At 55.5% G+C, this 14,995-nt stretch carries 18 protein-coding genes; 12 read left to right on the top strand and 6 right to left on the bottom strand.

From position 1 onward, the window contains the following. Positions 1-16: 16 nt before the first annotated feature. The 8 genes from RSAL33209_RS18345 (at position 17) to RSAL33209_RS00445 (ending at position 8,569) form a co-directional block, all read left to right on the top strand. Positions 17-463, top strand: a complete 447-nt coding sequence (locus RSAL33209_RS18345) for a Rossmann-fold NAD(P)-binding domain-containing protein (RefSeq protein ID WP_012243575.1) — start codon at positions 17-19, stop codon at positions 461-463. After that, positions 460-960, top strand: a complete 501-nt coding sequence (locus RSAL33209_RS18340) for an NAD(P)-dependent oxidoreductase (protein WP_012243574.1) — start codon at positions 460-462, stop codon at positions 958-960. The genes RSAL33209_RS18345 and RSAL33209_RS18340 overlap by 4 nt, the downstream gene beginning before the upstream one ends. A gap of 7 nt (positions 961-967) precedes the next feature. Continuing rightward, on the top strand, positions 968-2,044 hold the full coding sequence (locus tag RSAL33209_RS00470) for a LacI family DNA-binding transcriptional regulator (protein ID WP_012243573.1): 1,077 nt from the start codon (positions 968-970) through the stop codon (positions 2,042-2,044). Positions 2,045-2,291: 247 nt separating this feature from the next. Next, positions 2,292-3,623: a hypothetical protein gene (locus RSAL33209_RS00465; RefSeq protein ID WP_145962024.1), complete on the top strand. Its 1,332-nt coding sequence runs from the start codon at positions 2,292-2,294 to the stop codon at positions 3,621-3,623. Positions 3,624-3,743: 120 nt separating this feature from the next. After that, positions 3,744-4,472 (top strand): hypothetical protein, encoded by a 729-nt coding sequence (locus RSAL33209_RS00460; protein WP_012243571.1) that lies wholly within the window; start codon positions 3,744-3,746, stop codon positions 4,470-4,472. Between the two features lie 323 nt (positions 4,473-4,795). After that, a complete protein-coding gene (locus RSAL33209_RS00455) occupies positions 4,796-6,685 on the top strand; it encodes a S8 family peptidase (RefSeq protein WP_041684241.1) in 1,890 nt (629 codons plus the stop codon). Positions 6,686-6,694: 9 nt separating this feature from the next. Then, on the top strand, positions 6,695-8,020 hold the full coding sequence (locus tag RSAL33209_RS00450; RefSeq protein ID WP_114597549.1) for a S8/S53 family peptidase: 1,326 nt from the start codon (positions 6,695-6,697) through the stop codon (positions 8,018-8,020). Positions 8,021-8,047: 27 nt separating this feature from the next. Next, on the top strand, positions 8,048-8,569 hold the full coding sequence (locus tag RSAL33209_RS00445; protein ID WP_012243568.1) for a S8 family serine peptidase: 522 nt from the start codon (positions 8,048-8,050) through the stop codon (positions 8,567-8,569). Between the two features lie 67 nt (positions 8,570-8,636). Here the strand turns inward: RSAL33209_RS00445 and RSAL33209_RS00440 are convergent, their stop codons facing one another. After that, complete coding sequence (locus tag RSAL33209_RS00440; protein ID WP_012243567.1) at positions 8,637-9,725, bottom strand: GTP pyrophosphokinase; 1,089 nt, start codon at positions 9,723-9,725, stop codon at positions 8,637-8,639. 55 nt (positions 9,726-9,780) lie between these two features. Next, the gene (locus RSAL33209_RS00435; protein WP_012243566.1) at positions 9,781-10,068 is read right to left on the bottom strand and encodes a hypothetical protein; all 288 of its coding nucleotides are present in this window, start codon (positions 10,066-10,068) and stop codon (positions 9,781-9,783) included. 139 nt (positions 10,069-10,207) lie between these two features. On the opposite strand from RSAL33209_RS00435, the gene RSAL33209_RS00430 reads away from it, so the two are divergent. Next, the gene (locus RSAL33209_RS00430; protein WP_041684238.1) at positions 10,208-10,951 is read left to right on the top strand and encodes an alpha/beta hydrolase; all 744 of its coding nucleotides are present in this window, start codon (positions 10,208-10,210) and stop codon (positions 10,949-10,951) included. On the opposite strand, the gene RSAL33209_RS00425 is transcribed toward RSAL33209_RS00430, so the two are convergent. Both RSAL33209_RS00425 and relB read right to left on the bottom strand, forming a co-directional pair. Then, positions 10,948-11,208: a type II toxin-antitoxin system RelE family toxin gene (locus tag RSAL33209_RS00425; RefSeq protein ID WP_012243564.1), complete on the bottom strand. Its 261-nt coding sequence runs from the start codon at positions 11,206-11,208 to the stop codon at positions 10,948-10,950. The genes RSAL33209_RS00430 and RSAL33209_RS00425 overlap by 4 nt on opposite strands. Beyond that, positions 11,205-11,432, bottom strand: coding sequence for a type II toxin-antitoxin system RelB family antitoxin (gene relB, locus RSAL33209_RS00420; RefSeq protein ID WP_041684236.1), 228 nt, complete (start codon positions 11,430-11,432; stop codon positions 11,205-11,207). The genes RSAL33209_RS00425 and relB overlap by 4 nt, the downstream gene beginning before the upstream one ends. Positions 11,433-11,555: 123 nt before the next feature. On the opposite strand from relB, the gene RSAL33209_RS00415 reads away from it, so the two are divergent. Then, complete coding sequence (locus tag RSAL33209_RS00415) at positions 11,556-11,951, top strand: VOC family protein (protein ID WP_012243562.1); 396 nt, start codon at positions 11,556-11,558, stop codon at positions 11,949-11,951. A 15-nt stretch (positions 11,952-11,966) separates the two neighbouring features. Here the strand turns inward: RSAL33209_RS00415 and RSAL33209_RS00410 are convergent, their stop codons facing one another. After that, entirely contained in the window at positions 11,967-12,440 is a 474-nt protein-coding gene (locus RSAL33209_RS00410) for a MarR family winged helix-turn-helix transcriptional regulator (RefSeq protein WP_012243561.1), read from the bottom strand. 39 nt (positions 12,441-12,479) lie between these two features. Between RSAL33209_RS00410 and pip the strand changes: the two genes are divergently transcribed. Next, entirely contained in the window at positions 12,480-13,439 is a 960-nt protein-coding gene (gene pip, locus RSAL33209_RS00405; protein ID WP_012243560.1) for a prolyl aminopeptidase, read from the top strand. A gap of 124 nt (positions 13,440-13,563) precedes the next feature. Here the strand turns inward: pip and RSAL33209_RS00400 are convergent, their stop codons facing one another. After that, positions 13,564-13,983, bottom strand: coding sequence for a carboxymuconolactone decarboxylase family protein (locus RSAL33209_RS00400; protein ID WP_041684903.1), 420 nt, complete (start codon positions 13,981-13,983; stop codon positions 13,564-13,566). Positions 13,984-14,069: 86 nt separating this feature from the next. On the opposite strand from RSAL33209_RS00400, the gene RSAL33209_RS00395 reads away from it, so the two are divergent. Beyond that, positions 14,070-14,993, top strand: a complete 924-nt coding sequence (locus RSAL33209_RS00395; protein ID WP_012243558.1) for a carbohydrate kinase family protein — start codon at positions 14,070-14,072, stop codon at positions 14,991-14,993. The last annotated feature ends 2 nt before the right edge of the window (positions 14,994-14,995 follow it).

Below are 14,995 nucleotides of genomic sequence, written 5' to 3'. Positions count from 1 at the left end.
CTAACGAGGACGATCAATGAGTACGGACGCAGCCAGCCGGCCAAGGTTTCAGGCCGCTCTGGCAATGGACGAGGAGACTAAGGCAGTGCTCTTCGACGAACCTGAGTGGCAGCAGATTGAGCAACTGTCGATCTTGACTAGTAGGGTTCCGCTGACTGATTTGGCCGACGTCGATCCCGTACGTTTGGCGCAGACCGAGGTGCTGATTACCGGCTGGGGCGCACTGTGGATTGGCCCGGAATCTCTTGAGGCGATGCCTGCATTGCGGTACGTGATCCACGCTGGTGGAACCGTGAAGAAGTTTTTGGCACCGGAAGTTTTTGAGCGCGGCATCCAGGTCTCCTCGGCAGCGGTTGCAAATGCGATTCCGGTGGCCGAATACACGCTGGCGAGCATCATCATGGGGCTCAAGCGTGCGTCTCGATCGGCATCGTTGGCGCATCCCAAGTTGGTCGAAGGGTGATCAATTTGTTGAGTGGATTCGATGTGCGCGTTCTGGTTTACGACCCCTATCTATCGGCGCGGGATGCCACGGGTCTTGGTGCTGAATTAGTTGACCTGGATCAGCTTTGCCGAGAATCGGACTTGGTCAGCCTGCACGCACCGGCAACCGCAGACACTTGGCAGATGATCGGCGCGGCACAACTGGGCGCGATGGCAAACGGCACAGTGCTTATCAATACCGCCCGCGGTAGTTTGGTCGATACCGCCGCGCTGGAGGCTGAATTGGTCACTGGGCGCTTTGACGCATTTCTTGACGTCACAGATCCAGAACCCTTACCGGCAAGTTCGGTCTTATACCGGCTGAGCAACGTGTTTCTCACCCCGCACATTGCTGGCGCGATGGGCAATGAAGTCAAGCGGTTGGGGCAACAAGAAATCTCCGAATTGGGCAGATTGAGCCACGGCCTGCCCTTTGAGTATCCCGTAGTCGTCAATGATCTCTCCCGAATTGCATAATGGTGGGATGGGTCCTTCCAAAGCAGATATGAATCCGAGCGAACGGAAGCCCCGACCTGTTGCGACTATTGCCGACGTCGCAATCGCGGCAGGCGTGTCCGTGGCCACTGTTTCCCGGACGCTGAGCGCAAATTACCCGGTCGCAGAATCCACAAAGGTGCGCGTTCTTGAAGCAGTGCAGAAGCTCGGTTACGTGGCGAATGCGCATGCGCGAGCCTTGGCCGGTGTTACGACAAGAACCGTGGGTATCGTGATTGCGGACGTGGCCGATCCGTTCTTCGGCTACATCGCGCGCGGGGTAGAACGCCAAGCTAGCTCGGAAAAACGACTTTGCTTGATTATGGCGACGGATGGAGATCGCGATCGCGAGCTGGCGATTGTCGACTTGATGCGGGAGCAGCGTGCCGATGCCGTTATTTTGGTCGGCGGCGCCTCCGACCATCCGGGGTATCGAGCCAAAATGGCGGCCCGGGCGGCTGCCTTGGCGGAAAATGGCTCCGTACTGGTCCTGTGCGGACGGCCCTCCTTGGGCAATGACGTACCTACTGTGAGCGTGAATTACGACAATTCCGGTGGTGCCTTTGCGATCACCGACTATCTCATTTCGCAAGGGCATCAGCGGATCGTTTATCTCGGTGGGCCGGAAAATCTTTCTACCACGGCCTCGCGATTCAGGGGCTTCAGCTCTGCCATGGAGGCCCGCGGTTTGGCATTGGACCCGAATTTAGTGCATCTAGGCGAGTTTGGCCGCGCGTTCGGATACCGTCGGATGCGTGAAATTCTGGCGTCCAGTCTCAGCTTTAGCGCGGTCTTTGGCGCTAACGATCTAGTTGCTGTTGGCGCGATGGAAGCTATTGCTGAAGCTGGCTTGCGGGTACCAGAAGACATCTCGGTTGTGGGTTATGACAACATCCCAGTCTCGCGTGAAGTCAATCCGAAACTCACTACAGTCAATGTGCCGCTGGAGGACTTGGGCAGGGAAGCGGTTCGGGCGGCTTTAGGGCCTTTTGAATTTGGCTCGGAATCAGCCAACTCAACTCTTGGTACGCATATTGTGCTCCGCGATTCGGTGCGAGCCGTCTGATCTTCTCGAGCATTTTCGGCTAGTCGCCGACTTCACATTGCGGTACCTCTTTTCTGAAGAATACGGCCAAATATCTCGGTAAACGCTTACTTAAAGCGGAATGACCCGGACAAGTGTGACGCCAAAATCGGTATAAAAATCCTTTTAATCGCAACACCATTGACAGCGCAATCGCCGAAACATACGATGTTTCGCATAGTAAACGCTTACTATAAATAATATGATCCGCCCAATGAAGGGTAATCTCATGTCTCCATGGATAGTCCGCCGATCACCTTTGCGGCGCAACGTTGGACTGGCGTCGCTCACGCTTGGTCTTTTGATTCTCCCGCTGGGTATTGCACCGGCTGCTTTGGCCGCTGGCACCCAGCCGTTCCCGGAGTACAGCAGCGCCAGCAACCCGGCGATCAATGGCAGCTTGCGTGGCGACATCGCCGGTTCTGCCTTCGTCGACAACGATGGAGCGTTCCACTGGATTAGCTCCTATTCCGGTTACAACAACGCCACAGATACCGCCACGACCAACTCACGCACCAAAACGTTCACCAAAACGTTCACCAATTCTGATCTGGGCACGGTAAACAGCGGAATAGGCAACACCACCACGGTCAAGGACGCAAATACTCATATGAATTTGCCTGGCTCGCTGTGTTACAAAGTGAATCAGAAGCCGGTAAATCCGGCTCCTTCGCTTTATCAAGATGACCATTATGATGTGATCGGCATCTGGACTGACCCAGCAACCGGGACCTGGTATGGAGCTGTCAACGATGAATTCCAGTTCAACCCGTGGTCCACTAGCAACCCCACCCCGGCGCAGCGGGTGGCCACTGGCATCCACTACAACCGCATCCTGATGGCGACTTCCTCGGACAAAGGGCAGACTTGGAACTACCAAGGAGCAATTGTCACATCGCCATATCAGCACGATGGCGTGGCCGATAGCACCGCGTTTCCGGCGAATACTTGGTCCTACGGAATTGCCGGCGTCCGGCTTTTCGTTGACCAAGCCAGCGGGTATTTTTACTTGCTCTATAACGAGCAGATCAAAACTAAGCCCGGTTACACCAGCTTCGCCAAATGGTTCTCGATGGCCCGTGCGCCGATCAGTGGCAAGATGGCTGCGGGCACCTGGAACAAGTACGCAAATGGGGCTTGGACTGAGCCAGGGCTTGGTGGGCAAGACGGAAAAATGGGCAGTTCGTTAGATATTGAGACGTCATACAACGCTGCCAATGACCTGGTGAGCTATCAAGGCACCGGCGCGGACGGCAGCACGCTCAATTTCTCGAATCAAAAAGTCTCCTCGAGCGGAGTTTTTGGTTTCGCCGATGCCCAAGGGACTAATTACCAGGCCGATGCAGTCCTGGGTACACTGAGCGACGCTAGCGGAAATGTGCTCCCGAAGGTTGAGTTCCATGATCCGGCGATTGGGGCGGACGTCCTCGTGGAAGCGAATTCGGCAAAGAAGATTGTCATTACGGTGACCAACGATGCTGGCGATTCTCGGCAACAGGTGGTTTCTGCTGGAAATGTCATTTTCCAAAACCCCAGCACGCACCGGTTATACGTTGAGTAAAACCGGATCGAAGAGTCGATCATCAGCTACGACGCTTATTCCCAGCGGTATCGCACAGTAAGCTACAACGGCTACGTTTATGAAACCGATGATCTGAGCAAACCTAATAGTTGGTTCCCGGTGGGCAAGCAGCCGGCCGGCACGACCAACTCCTATTTGTCCGGTATCGATAATGGCAGCTTAACCAATCAAAACGTCAGCGGCCGAACCTACCGCACGATCTCAGCTTTGAATGGCGCTGCCTCCACAATCAGCCAAACTCCACACACCGCTTCGCAGCCTGTGTACTCCAAGGGCCGCTTACCCTTGGACGTGCAAGGAAATACCATCAATCCGCAGGCCAATTATCAATTGGCGCTGGGAAGCACGCCTTTAGCGCTAGGCGCGGGTTCGCCAAGCAGTCTATGGAAGATCGTTCCAGTCCGTGATGAAACCGATTCGGCCTACAATAGCGGTTTCTACCGATTGCAGAATTCAGCCACTGGAGCCTATTTACAGCTTGGCGGCAGTACTGTGGAGTCTCGACGAGCAATCGGTTCAGCAGCACTGCAAGGCCCGGTACTTCCTGGATTCAATGCAGCCGGGAACGGGGGTAACGGTATACCTGGCGGCAGCGACCAATGGTATTTGCAACCAGTTACTGACAATGTCCCGCTTACCTTGGCTCTGAATTCCTCAGATGCCACGCAGGCTCAAGCATCGAAGACTTCTGTCGACGGCGTGCAGAGATACCGACTGGTCAATCGAAATAGCGGCTTCGCCTTACAGGCGCAATCCAGTCAATTCGTGCTTGCTGGGCAGACTCCCGGCAATGCAGCGCAAATTCTGAGCATCACACCAGCGCCCTAAACAGGTAGCGCTCAATCGGCGCTGCCGCGTTGAATCCCTCGCGCAAGATGGGTTCAACGCGGCAGCTCCGATGATTGTTGATTGGTTCTAGGTGACTGTTGTCACATTTCGTTAATTCGAAAAAGGAGGGACAGACTTTCTTATTCTCAAACTTAACCGGTTCAGTAGATTTGGCACCTGTGGAAGGCGATCGCTGGACGGCGAGAGTAAGCGTTGCTGTTCTAAGTGCATAATACCCAGGTATTTCCCAGTTTCGTGAAATCGAATCGCTCAAACGCACTTACCAAAGGCGTCGAATCTTGTCCTCCACACGAAGGAACACCATGAATCGTCTGCACGGAAAAGCCGCAACGCTTTTCTTGGTTTCACTGATATCTGCAGCAACTCTCTCAGTAGGTTCCGGCACGGCAACTGCTGCTGCTGCTGAACAAGGCTCCAGCAGCTTTGCCCCCGATGACAAAACCCTCTCCACTCCTTTAGCAGCGATCGCTACGGCCAATGACGCTCCGCAGTCTTCACTCGCTTCGGCAGTTCGGGAACAACTAGATAGCGCCTCTAAGGTGACTGACGCCGCCGGTCAACTTCCCGTTGAGATTTCAGTGGCCAAGGGCGCTTTGCAGCAGGTGGCTGGCGAATTGCGGAAACTAGGCCTGTCCAAACTGGATCTTGTTGATGCCGGCGCGCTTTCAGCGATTCACACTTCGATTTCAGCACAGCAACTCAAGACAGTTGGCAAGCTTGACGGCGTCCGTCGGGTAGCGCCAGCTAATGCTGGTAAATCAACAGATGCTGGCGCCGTGACTTCACAAGGCGACGCCGTTATCAAGGGCCCGGAGGCGCGGAAAACAACAAAAGACAAGCCGACGTCGGCCGATGGCGCGGGCGTCTACGTTGGCGTTATCTCTGACTCCATCAACCGGAAGTCAGTTGAGGTAGCTGATCCAGACAATCCTGGCGCAACTAAAACGGTTTCTGGCATCGAAGCTGCCCAGGCTTCTGGAGATTTGCCGGCAACAGTCAACGTTCTCAATGATGGACCAGCAAATACCGTGGCTGAGCCAAATAACTCTTCTGATGAGGGCCAGGCGATGGCTCAGATCATCTACGATGAGGCCCCTGGAATCACTCAGTTCGCCTTTGCTTCCGCCTCAGAGGAAAGCAAGTCCGTCGCGATAAATCGCTTGGTTAACGCTGGTGTAAAGGTCATTGCGGATGACATCTACGACATCACCGATCCGGTTTACCAGGATGACCCAAGCGCGGTAGCTGCGGAGAATGCAGTCTCGCACGGGATTTCGTATGTGACCTCTGCCGGTAACCGTGGTGGCAATTCCGCATTCGAGACTCAGCCGGCCTTCGTTGCCGATAAGAGTAAGAAGGAAGCGAACCCCGCAAAACCGGTCAATCCGGCACTGGAAGATTTCGGCAATGGAGTGACCAATAAGAAAATCGCCACGATCGCCAACAAGGGCAGCGTCTATTACGACTTGCAGTGGAAGGAAGGCTGGGGAACCGCCAAGAGTGACCTAGGTCTTCGTCTAGTCAACTCGGCAGGCAAGCTTTTGACCGCGACCTCGCTCAGTGACGACGACGACGTGGCTTCTGGCATTCCGCAGGAAGGCGTTAGCTACAAAAACACCACCGGCAGAGCGGTTGATGTCTACGTTCAGATCACGCATAAGCGTGGAACTCCGGCACCGTCACTTTTGCGTTTGCGTTCGAATAAGGATTTCGTTGCTGGCTTTGGTAACGCAATCACCGTGAATGCCGGTGTTTCCTCGGCAAAGGGTGTTATCGCCGCAGCCGCGTCTGATTGGTCAACCCCTACGGTGCCGGAAGAGTGCAGCTCACGTGGTCCGGTAACGCATTACTTTGACCAGAATGGTGTTGCGTTGGCAACTCCGGCAGTGATCAATAAGCCGGATGTGATGGCGCCCGACGGCGTTGCCACCACGGTAGACGGATTCGATGCGTTCTCCGGTACGAGTGCTGCTGCACCAGCAACCGCGGGTGCAGCAGCACTCGCGCTGACCGCCTACCCGGCAGCTACCCCGGCTCAAATCAAGACCTGGATTACTTCGGGCAACGCAACAACGCCTGCCGCGCAGGGATATGGTGCGAATCGAGTAGGTTCCGGCCTCATCCAGGCTGACCTGCTGGTTGGGCTGGCTAAGGCACAGGCCGACGCCGTAGCCGCGAACGCAAAGAAGTAGGGCTTGAAGATGAATCGAATACATGGGAAGGCCACAACGCTTTTCTTGGTCTCGCTAATGTCTATAGCGAGCCTTAGCGCAGCTTCGACGATTGCGAACGCGGCTGACGCGCAACCGGGCCAGACTGCTATTGGCGACAAGGCTCTCGCGACTCCATTGGCGGTGATTGCCGAAGCCAGCGCTGCGCCGCAGTCGGCCTTGGCTGCAACGGTTCGTGAGCAGTTAGGTTCGGCCGCGCAACTCTCGGATGCAGCGGGCAAATTTCCGGTTGAGATTTCGGTGGCACGTGGAAGTCTGCAAAAGGTTGCTGATGGACTGAAGGGGCAGGGACTCAAAGAGCTGAGTTTGGTGGAGTCTGGGCCTTTGCCGACAATTTATACTTCGGTTACCGCGCAGGAATTAGCCTTGATCGGCAAGCTGCCCGGCGTCAAAAGGGTGGCTCCGGCCGATTCGGGCCAGTCGACTGATGCAGGTTCGGTGACCTCGCAGGGTGACGCCGCGATTAAGGGCCCTGAGGCTCGGCAAACTACCGCGGCAAAGCCCGTGTCAGCCAATGGCGCGGGCGTCTATGTTGGAGTCATTTCTGATTCCTTCAATATCAAAACCGTTCAGGTAGATGATCCGGATAATCCCGGCCAGAAAAAGGCCGTCCCTGGCCTGAAGGCGGCGCAGGACTCGGGCGATTTGCCGGCCACTGTCAAGATTTTGCGTGAGGGTTCTGCGACTGCAACTGACGAGGGTCAGGCGATGGCGCAGATCATTTACGATGAAGCGCCGGGGATCACGAAACTTGCGTTTTCAACCTCGGGCGGAATCGGCAAGGCCGCAGCTATCAACAGCTTGGTCAACGAAGGCGTCAAGGTTATCGCGGACGACATTTACAACCTTTCCGATCCGGTTTACCAAGATGGCGCTGCCGCAATCGCTGCCAATAATGCGATAGCTCAAGGCGTGATTTATGTTGCTTCCGCTGGTAATCGTTGTGGCAATTCGGCATTCGAGACTGCTCCGAACTTCGTCGCGGATCCCGATGCGCAGGAAGCCGATCCAAATAAGCCAGTCGCGCCGGAGCTGGAAGATTTCGGCAATGGTGTCACGACTAAAAAGATCGCTACTATCCCGGTGAAGGGAAAAGTGAATTACGACCTGCAGTGGAAGGAAGGCTGGGGTAACGCGCAAAGTGATCTCGGCTTGCGATTGGTCGACTCGACCGGTGCGCTGTTGACGGCAACGTCCTATAGCGATGCCGATAATGTGGCGTCTGGAATTCCGCAAGAAGGTGTCAGCTACATCAACACCACTGGTGCAGCGGTTGATGTTTATGCGCAAATTTAACATAAACGCGGCACGCCAGCGCCTCCGTTGTTTCGCTTGCGGTCAAACCAGGATTTTGTAGCCGGCTTCGGCAATGCAATTACGCTCAACGCCGGTGTCTCATCGGCAAAAGACGTCATCGCAGTTGCCGCTGCGAAATGGTCCACGCCAACGGTTCCAGAGAGCTTCAGCTCACGCGGCCCGGTGACGCAGTACTTCAATCAAAACGGGGTGGCGCTAGCCAACGCGGAAGTGCGCAATAAGCCCGAGGTGATGGCGCCCGACGGCGTGGCCACCACCGTGCAGGGATTTGCTGCTTTTTACGGCACTAGTGCGGCGGCTCCCGCGGTCGCCGGTGCGGTAGCGATGGCAGTTTCGGCTTACCCTGCCGCAACGCCCGCAAAAATCAGGGAGTGGATTGCCTCCGGCAACGCCACAACATCGGCTGCTGATGGCTACGGCCCAACGCGGGTGGGCACTGGCCTGATTCAGGCGGATCTTCTTGTTGGCCTGGCGAAAGCTCAAGCGGACACGGATGCTGCTGCGGCAGCTCAGAGCAACAACGAGTAACTCGAATACGGATGAACGGGTGGTGTTTGGCTGGATTATTTCCAGCTAAACACCACCCGTTTTCTGGCTAAAGCGTTGCAGTGCTCCGATAGCTCTGCATTTGCCGCCATCGCCTTTGCAGACTGTCCCGGCGGCTTTCGTCGTCCGCAGCGGTGAGTTCAATATGCTCTGGACCGTAACGCCACAGCAAGAGATCGTCGAGCAGCCGGTCTGGTCCGGGGGAGTATCGGTGATCCAGGGCCTTGCGAACATGCGATATCGATGCGGACTGAAGTAGCGCGGCAAGATCGACCGTCCGCACAAGTCCATGCGCGGCAAGCAGCTCCGTTGCCCAGCCCCAGTCGTCATCGGATTTGCGGTCTACGTGGGGCAATAATGTCTGCCAGATGTATTTGATCCGTTCTGGCGAAAGCGCGGTGCCACCTTCACCAGCTTCATCCCAAAAACTAGTGACCGTTTCATAACGCTCGTGCAAATCCGAAAAGGTGCTGTCGACGGTCTCTAACATGGCCGCCGTCGCGGTGAACTGCCGATCAAAGTAGGGGCTCCAAGCGCGGCGATCTTCTGCTTTGAAGCGAATATCATGCTCGATCTCGCTCCATGCGTGCGCAAAACCGGTACGGATCTGGTATTCAAAGAGGTAGCTACCGTTCGGTTTACCTTCGGCATAGAGGGCTTCTTGATAGGCCCGGACCGCCTCGTTTTGAATGGTACGCAGAATCAAGTGCCTGCTTGAATAGCCGTAGGTGCCGGACTCAATGGAGCCAATGTCTTTTTCTCGGTCACCCCGGCAATCGAAAATTGCGCGTCGACGTTTGATGAGGTTTGCCGCGGCAGCGTTCTCGTTGGGCAACGTGGTGATTACCCGGACGCCGACAAGATCAATCAAATTTCGCAGCGGATCCGGGAACTGGAGCACTTGTTCGCCATCCGCCTCAAGAGTCCTAGAAGCCTTTTCTCGAAAGGACTCAACGGACTTAGTGCGGCTGGAGACAAAAAGCGGTTTGACCTCGACGTCGTGGAACATGGCCCGAATCCGAGCCTCAACGTCTGCAGTGACTGCTTCGAGGGCAGGCCGAATCCGCTCGTAAACGGCTACGTTCGCAGCGACTGTTGGCTGTAACCGCTCATCCAATCGGTCCCATTGCGTGCTCATTCATGCTCCCTTCCAGTGGGAGCCTAGCATCGCGCCAAGACAGAATCAGCTTGGATCACTGTTGCTGTGCAAAACCGCCATAAGGGTTGAGCGGGATGAGCTGAAAGCTGGACATCTTGGCCTGGGCCAGTGGTAAGGCATCGATGATTGCTTGAGCTTCAGCGGCGTCTTGTGCTTCAAGGATGAAACAAACCCCTCTGGTATCTCCGCGTAGCCAAATGTTTCGGACTTTCCCTTCGCCGTAAAGCCGACGAATGGTATTGGTTTCGCCGGGGATATATGGCTCAAAATCAGCCAAGGAAAAATTAACCAAATCGCGTTCGGAGAGCACAAGGAATTCCATATTCGGAGCCTAACATCGCTGCAAATATTATGATCAATGGCGTGAAGGCTTTCTCATGACGGTATCTCGACGGCTTTTTCTTGCTGCCTCCGGAGTTATCGCCCTGAGTGGATGCGGTAGTTCGGAGAGGAAATCTGGGATGCAGAAGTTCGCTTATGGGAACGATTCCGCGCAATACGGGGAGCTTTATCTGCCTACTGGATCGGCGTCAGTTGCTGGCGTTGCTGTGGTGATCCATGGTGGTTATTGGCGCTCTACCTACGGCGCTGAATTGGGCAAACCTTTAGCCGCAGATTTGGCGGCACATGGCATAACAGCCTGGAATATTGAGTATCGTCTAGCCGGAAATGGCGGCGGCTGGCCGGCAACTTTCGAGGATGTCGCCGCGGCGATCGACAAGCTGGCCGACTTGGGCGTAGACACCGCGAAGGTAGTACTGGTGGGGCATTCAGCTGGCGGGCAGCTTGCCGCTTGGGCTGGCGGTCGGGCGAAGTTGCCCGCTGGCACGCCAGGTGCTGCGCCGAAAATCTTGGCGACCGCCGTCGTCAGTCAATCTGGAGTGTTGGATCTCAAGGCCGCGCGCGAGCTGAATCTGAGCGATGGTGCTGTGGTCAATCTGCTCGGCGGATCGCCGTCGGATGTGCAATACCGGTTGGCGGACCCCATGCAGCAACTACCGCTGGGGATCCCAGTAGATGTTGTTTACGGCGAGATGGACACTACTGTCCCGCCACAGATTTCCAAAGACTACGCGGCCGCAGCAAAGTCTGCTGGCGATCCAGTTGAGTTAATTGCGGTTCCCGGCGACCATTTTGCCCTGATCGACGTTTCGACGCCGGCCTGGGCAAAGTGCCGAGAGCTGGCGTTGCGGGCATTGAGCTAGCGCTCTTTATAAACTTCGCGGCGATGCGCAACTTTCACAACTAAAACGGTAAGTACGTCGTCTTGAATGGCAACCAGGATCCTATGATCCCCAATTCGATACCGCCAGAAATCTTGGCCGACCAGTGCCTTTCCAAGTGATCGAGGATTGTCTCGATTCAGGCGGTCAAAAAAATCTTTCACTCGTCGAACGGTCTGCTTATCTAATTTCTTTAGATCCTTGATGACCCGCGGCGTGTAGGCGATTCGATAGGTCATTCGCCCAGCGAATCCCAGTCAACTTCTTCGTGCAAGACAATCTCATCGTTTGACTGAGTGAATTCCTCGAGCGCGTCCTTGGCTAAGAAGAAGTCTTCGTGCTCATCTAAATACTGTTTGAGCGCATCAGTTGCATAGAAAGACTTAGAGCGACCAGTTCGCTCAGCGAGATTTTGTAAACGAGCATTGGTTTGCTCATCGACACGCAGGTTTAGCTGACTCATGGCCAAGCTCCTTCGAGTTGCTATAAGATCTAGATTATACATGTATAGCAGCTGGGATCAAGTGCAAGAAATGGTTGTCCTCGCTGAATTCCTCTGATTGCATAGTGTCTATACCGCAGCGCGGTGTTCACCCAGGAGCTAATTATTACTGTCACCTTTAACCACACAATTATCGCCTCGAAGGACAGCGGCGAATCAATAGATTTCTATTGCGAGCTCTTTGAGTTGCCTGAGGCTCCAGCTTGGGGGCCTTTCCGCAATATTCAGTTGGACGGCGGTGTGCTGTTGCAATTCGCTGCGCCACCGGTCGAGATTCAGATGCAGCACTACGCGTATCTTGTTGATGACGAGCATTTTGATCGGGCCTACGGACGCCTGAAAGCAGCTGGTGTGGAACATTGGGCCGATCCGCAAATGCAGCGCGTCGGCGAAACCAATACGGAACACGGCGGCCGAGGCGTCTATTTCAAGGACCCAGCTGGCCACGCGATCGAACTGATAACTAGGCCTTATCTCTAATCGACCTGCGCGGCTTCAGCCCTGAAGCCGCGCTGATGCGGCGGTTGCCCTTTCGGCGTACGGGCGTTGTATCAGCAGCGCCAGTACCTCGTCCATAACTTGACTCAGCGGCACACTCATTTCTGCTTCTAATTCGCGGGCCAGAATCGAGGTTAGCTGCCATTCTCGATTCAAAATGGGCATGATCTGCCGAGCCGCCGGAGTTAGTTGCACCAATCGCGTGCGTGCATCAGACCCTGCTTCACTCGAAACTAGACCGTCGCGCAAGAGCTGGGCAACGGTCTGGCTCATCGCTGAATGAGTTACGCCCACGGCCTCGGCTAAGTCTCGAATGGATTGGCCGTCTGCGCTGTCCAGAACCTTTAGTACTGGGGTGTAGCGCGGCCGAAAACCCGGTAAGCCTAGCTCGGCGTACACCTGGGCAAGCCCGCCGTCGAGCAAGTCTTGGACTTGTTTTAGCCGAGTGCCTATGAGATCTGTGGACTCCATGGCTAAACTATAACAGCGCTGTTATATCTGAGGAGAACCATGGAACGCTATCCAGAAATTGAACCGTATGAAACCGGAATGATGGATACCGGTGATGGAAATCAGATCTGCTGGGAAGTCAGCGGTAACCCACAGGGCACACCAGTTTTGGTCCTGCATGGTGGCCCAGGTTCAGGTACGACGCCGGGTGGTAGGCGAAATTGGGATCCAGCAAAATATCGAATTGTGCAGATGGACCAGCGCAATTGCGGGCATAGTAGGCCGTTAGCCAGCGATCCGTCATTGGATTTATCCAACAACACCACGAGTCATCTGATTGCCGATATTGAGCAGTTGCGTACGCTACTTAGCGTGGACCGCTGGGTACTCTGGGGCGGCTCCTGGGGAGTTACGCTTGGCCTCGCCTACGCGCAGCAATATCCGGAGCGGGTGCGAGCGATGATTCTGGTTTCGGTGACGATGACGCGGCCCGCCGATGTGCATTGGCTTGCCCATGAAGCTGGCCGATTTGTACCCGAGCAATGGCATGCATTCCGGGACGGCGTTCCAGAAGCGGAGCGTGACGGCGATCTGGTCGCGGCCTACTACCAGTTGCTGAACCAAAATGGCGATCTAGCTGTGCAGAAACAAGCCGCTCTGGATTGGTGCCTGTGGGAGGACGCCGTGTTGTCCTTAGCGCCGGGATTCACACCATACAAACGATTTCAAGACCCGGATTTCCGGATGCTTTTTGCCCGCTTGGTCACGCACTATTTTCACCACGCCGGCTGGTTGGCAGAAGATCAACTGCTTCGAAACGCGCACAAACTCGCCGGGATCCCAGGCGTATTGATTCATGGGTGGCTAGATATCAGCGGCCCGGCAGACGTGCCTTGGTTGCTGGCTCAAGAATGGTCTGAGGCTCAGCTACATATTGTTTCGGAAGCTGGGCATCAGGGCAGTGCAAAAACGACTCAACTCATCCTCGAGGCGGCAGAACGGTTTGCCGACGCTCGTTGATGACGGTTTAGAAGGCCACTCCGGAGCGTAACGAAAATATTCGCGTAGGGCGTGGCTTCGCCGGTGCGGACTATCAGCTCCGCCTTAGCCAGTCCGCTCGTTTCATCCAGCGAATCCAATAACCTCAATCGGTGCTGATCTGCACACCGCGTTCTTCGAAGACCTTCTTGGCTATGAACGTGGCATTGATGGCTCGGGGAATTCCGCAATAGGCGGCGGACTGGAGCAGCGCTTCGATGATTTCATCGGGCGTCAAACCGACGTTGAGCGAAGTATTTACATGCACAGCGAGTTGCGGGTCACAGCCGCCCAAAGCCGTCAACATACCTAACGTGACTAACTGGCGGTCACGCGGTGCCAACTGTGGGCGGCTATAGATTTCACCGAAACCCCAGGCCACAATCTGATGACCTAACTCGGGCGAGATTCCGGCAAGCGAATCAACGACTTGCTGGCCACCGCCGTCGCCGCTTACTTGGTTGAGCATTGCCATACCTCGCTCGAACCGTTCGTCCCGCCCTTTATCTGCCGTTGTCTCTGACATGTTTTCGCCTTCTTTAACTGCTGCGCCCGCACTTAGTCCTCTGATCAACTGTGCATCCTGTCGCAGGCAAAAGATAGAGTTGCAGCATGCTGACAGTCATCGGTGAAGCCCTGATCGACGAAGTTGTACATCCCGGCGCGGAACCAGTGCCGCACGTTGGTGGCAGCCCACTCAACGTTGCGGTGGGACTAGCCAGATTAGGTCATCCAGTGGAGTTCCTTGGCCGCTACGGCCAGGACGCCTACGGTGAACTCATTGCCGCACACTTGCACGGAAATTCAGTGCTGACTCCGCTGGCCGCCGATGCATTGGCCACCAGTGTTGCGCGGGCAAATCTCGATGCGGACGGCGCTGCGAGTTATCAATTTCAACTGGCTTGGACGCTGCCTGAGGTCACATCGGAACAACTTCAAGCGACAACTTTGCTGCACACCGGATCGATCGCTGCAATGCTATCGCCGGGCGCAGACGCGGTGTACCAAGCGGTGCTCGCGGCACGCGGACATGCCACGATTTCCTACGACCCGAACTGCCGCCCGTCCATCATCAAAAATGTTGCCGAAGCTCGTGAGCGAGCCGAGAAATTCGTACGGCTCGCTGATGTGGTCAAGGCTTCCGATGAAGATTTGCATTGGTTGTATCCAGAGTCCGATCCGCTCGATTCTGCACGCAATTGGCTGGGATACCCAGATGGCCCTGCTCTTGTTGTGGTTACTCGAGGCGAAGGTGGTCCTTGGGCTGTTGCTGCTGCAGCCGAAGTGACAGCAGATGTGCCAGCGGTCCAAGTCGCAGATACCGTGGGTGCCGGTGATTCATTTATGGCGGCCTTGATTGGCGCGATTGTTGACCGTGAGCTTGATGGAGCTCAGCGTAGAGAGCAGCTGCGCGCGATAGGCAAGCAAGATTTAGCTGACATCCTGAACATTGCGGCACATGCGGCGGCAATCACCGTTTCTCGACCAGGGGCGAATCCGCCAACTAAAGATGAGCTCCACAATTTTGGAAGGTAAAT

The organism is Renibacterium salmoninarum ATCC 33209 (genome assembly GCF_000018885.1).
GTDB lineage: Bacteria > Actinomycetota > Actinomycetes > Actinomycetales > Micrococcaceae > Renibacterium > Renibacterium salmoninarum.
This window is presented reverse-complemented; position numbering and strand designations above follow the sequence as displayed.

Coding starts and splice junctions, on each gene's coding strand:
- RSAL33209_RS18345 (WP_012243575.1), top strand. CDS start 17: ATGAGTACGGACGCAGCCAGCCGGCCAAGGTTTCAGGCCGCTCTGGCA.
- RSAL33209_RS00470 (WP_012243573.1), top strand. CDS start 968: ATGGGTCCTTCCAAAGCAGATATGAATCCGAGCGAACGGAAGCCCCGA.
- RSAL33209_RS00465 (WP_145962024.1), top strand. CDS start 2,292: ATGTCTCCATGGATAGTCCGCCGATCACCTTTGCGGCGCAACGTTGGA.
- RSAL33209_RS00455 (WP_041684241.1), top strand. CDS start 4,796: ATGAATCGTCTGCACGGAAAAGCCGCAACGCTTTTCTTGGTTTCACTG.
- RSAL33209_RS00450 (WP_114597549.1), top strand. CDS start 6,695: ATGAATCGAATACATGGGAAGGCCACAACGCTTTTCTTGGTCTCGCTA.
- RSAL33209_RS00440 (WP_012243567.1), bottom strand. CDS start 9,725: ATGAGCACGCAATGGGACCGATTGGATGAGCGGTTACAGCCAACAGTC.
- RSAL33209_RS00435 (WP_012243566.1), bottom strand. CDS start 10,068: ATGGAATTCCTTGTGCTCTCCGAACGCGATTTGGTTAATTTTTCCTTG.
- RSAL33209_RS00430 (WP_041684238.1), top strand. CDS start 10,208: ATGCAGAAGTTCGCTTATGGGAACGATTCCGCGCAATACGGGGAGCTT.
- RSAL33209_RS00425 (WP_012243564.1), bottom strand. CDS start 11,208: ATGACCTATCGAATCGCCTACACGCCGCGGGTCATCAAGGATCTAAAG.
- relB (WP_041684236.1), bottom strand. CDS start 11,432: ATGAGTCAGCTAAACCTGCGTGTCGATGAGCAAACCAATGCTCGTTTA.
- RSAL33209_RS00410 (WP_012243561.1), bottom strand. CDS start 12,440: ATGGAGTCCACAGATCTCATAGGCACTCGGCTAAAACAAGTCCAAGAC.
- pip (WP_012243560.1), top strand. CDS start 12,480: ATGGAACGCTATCCAGAAATTGAACCGTATGAAACCGGAATGATGGAT.
- RSAL33209_RS00400 (WP_041684903.1), bottom strand. CDS start 13,983: ATGTCAGAGACAACGGCAGATAAAGGGCGGGACGAACGGTTCGAGCGA.
- RSAL33209_RS00395 (WP_012243558.1), top strand. CDS start 14,070: ATGCTGACAGTCATCGGTGAAGCCCTGATCGACGAAGTTGTACATCCC.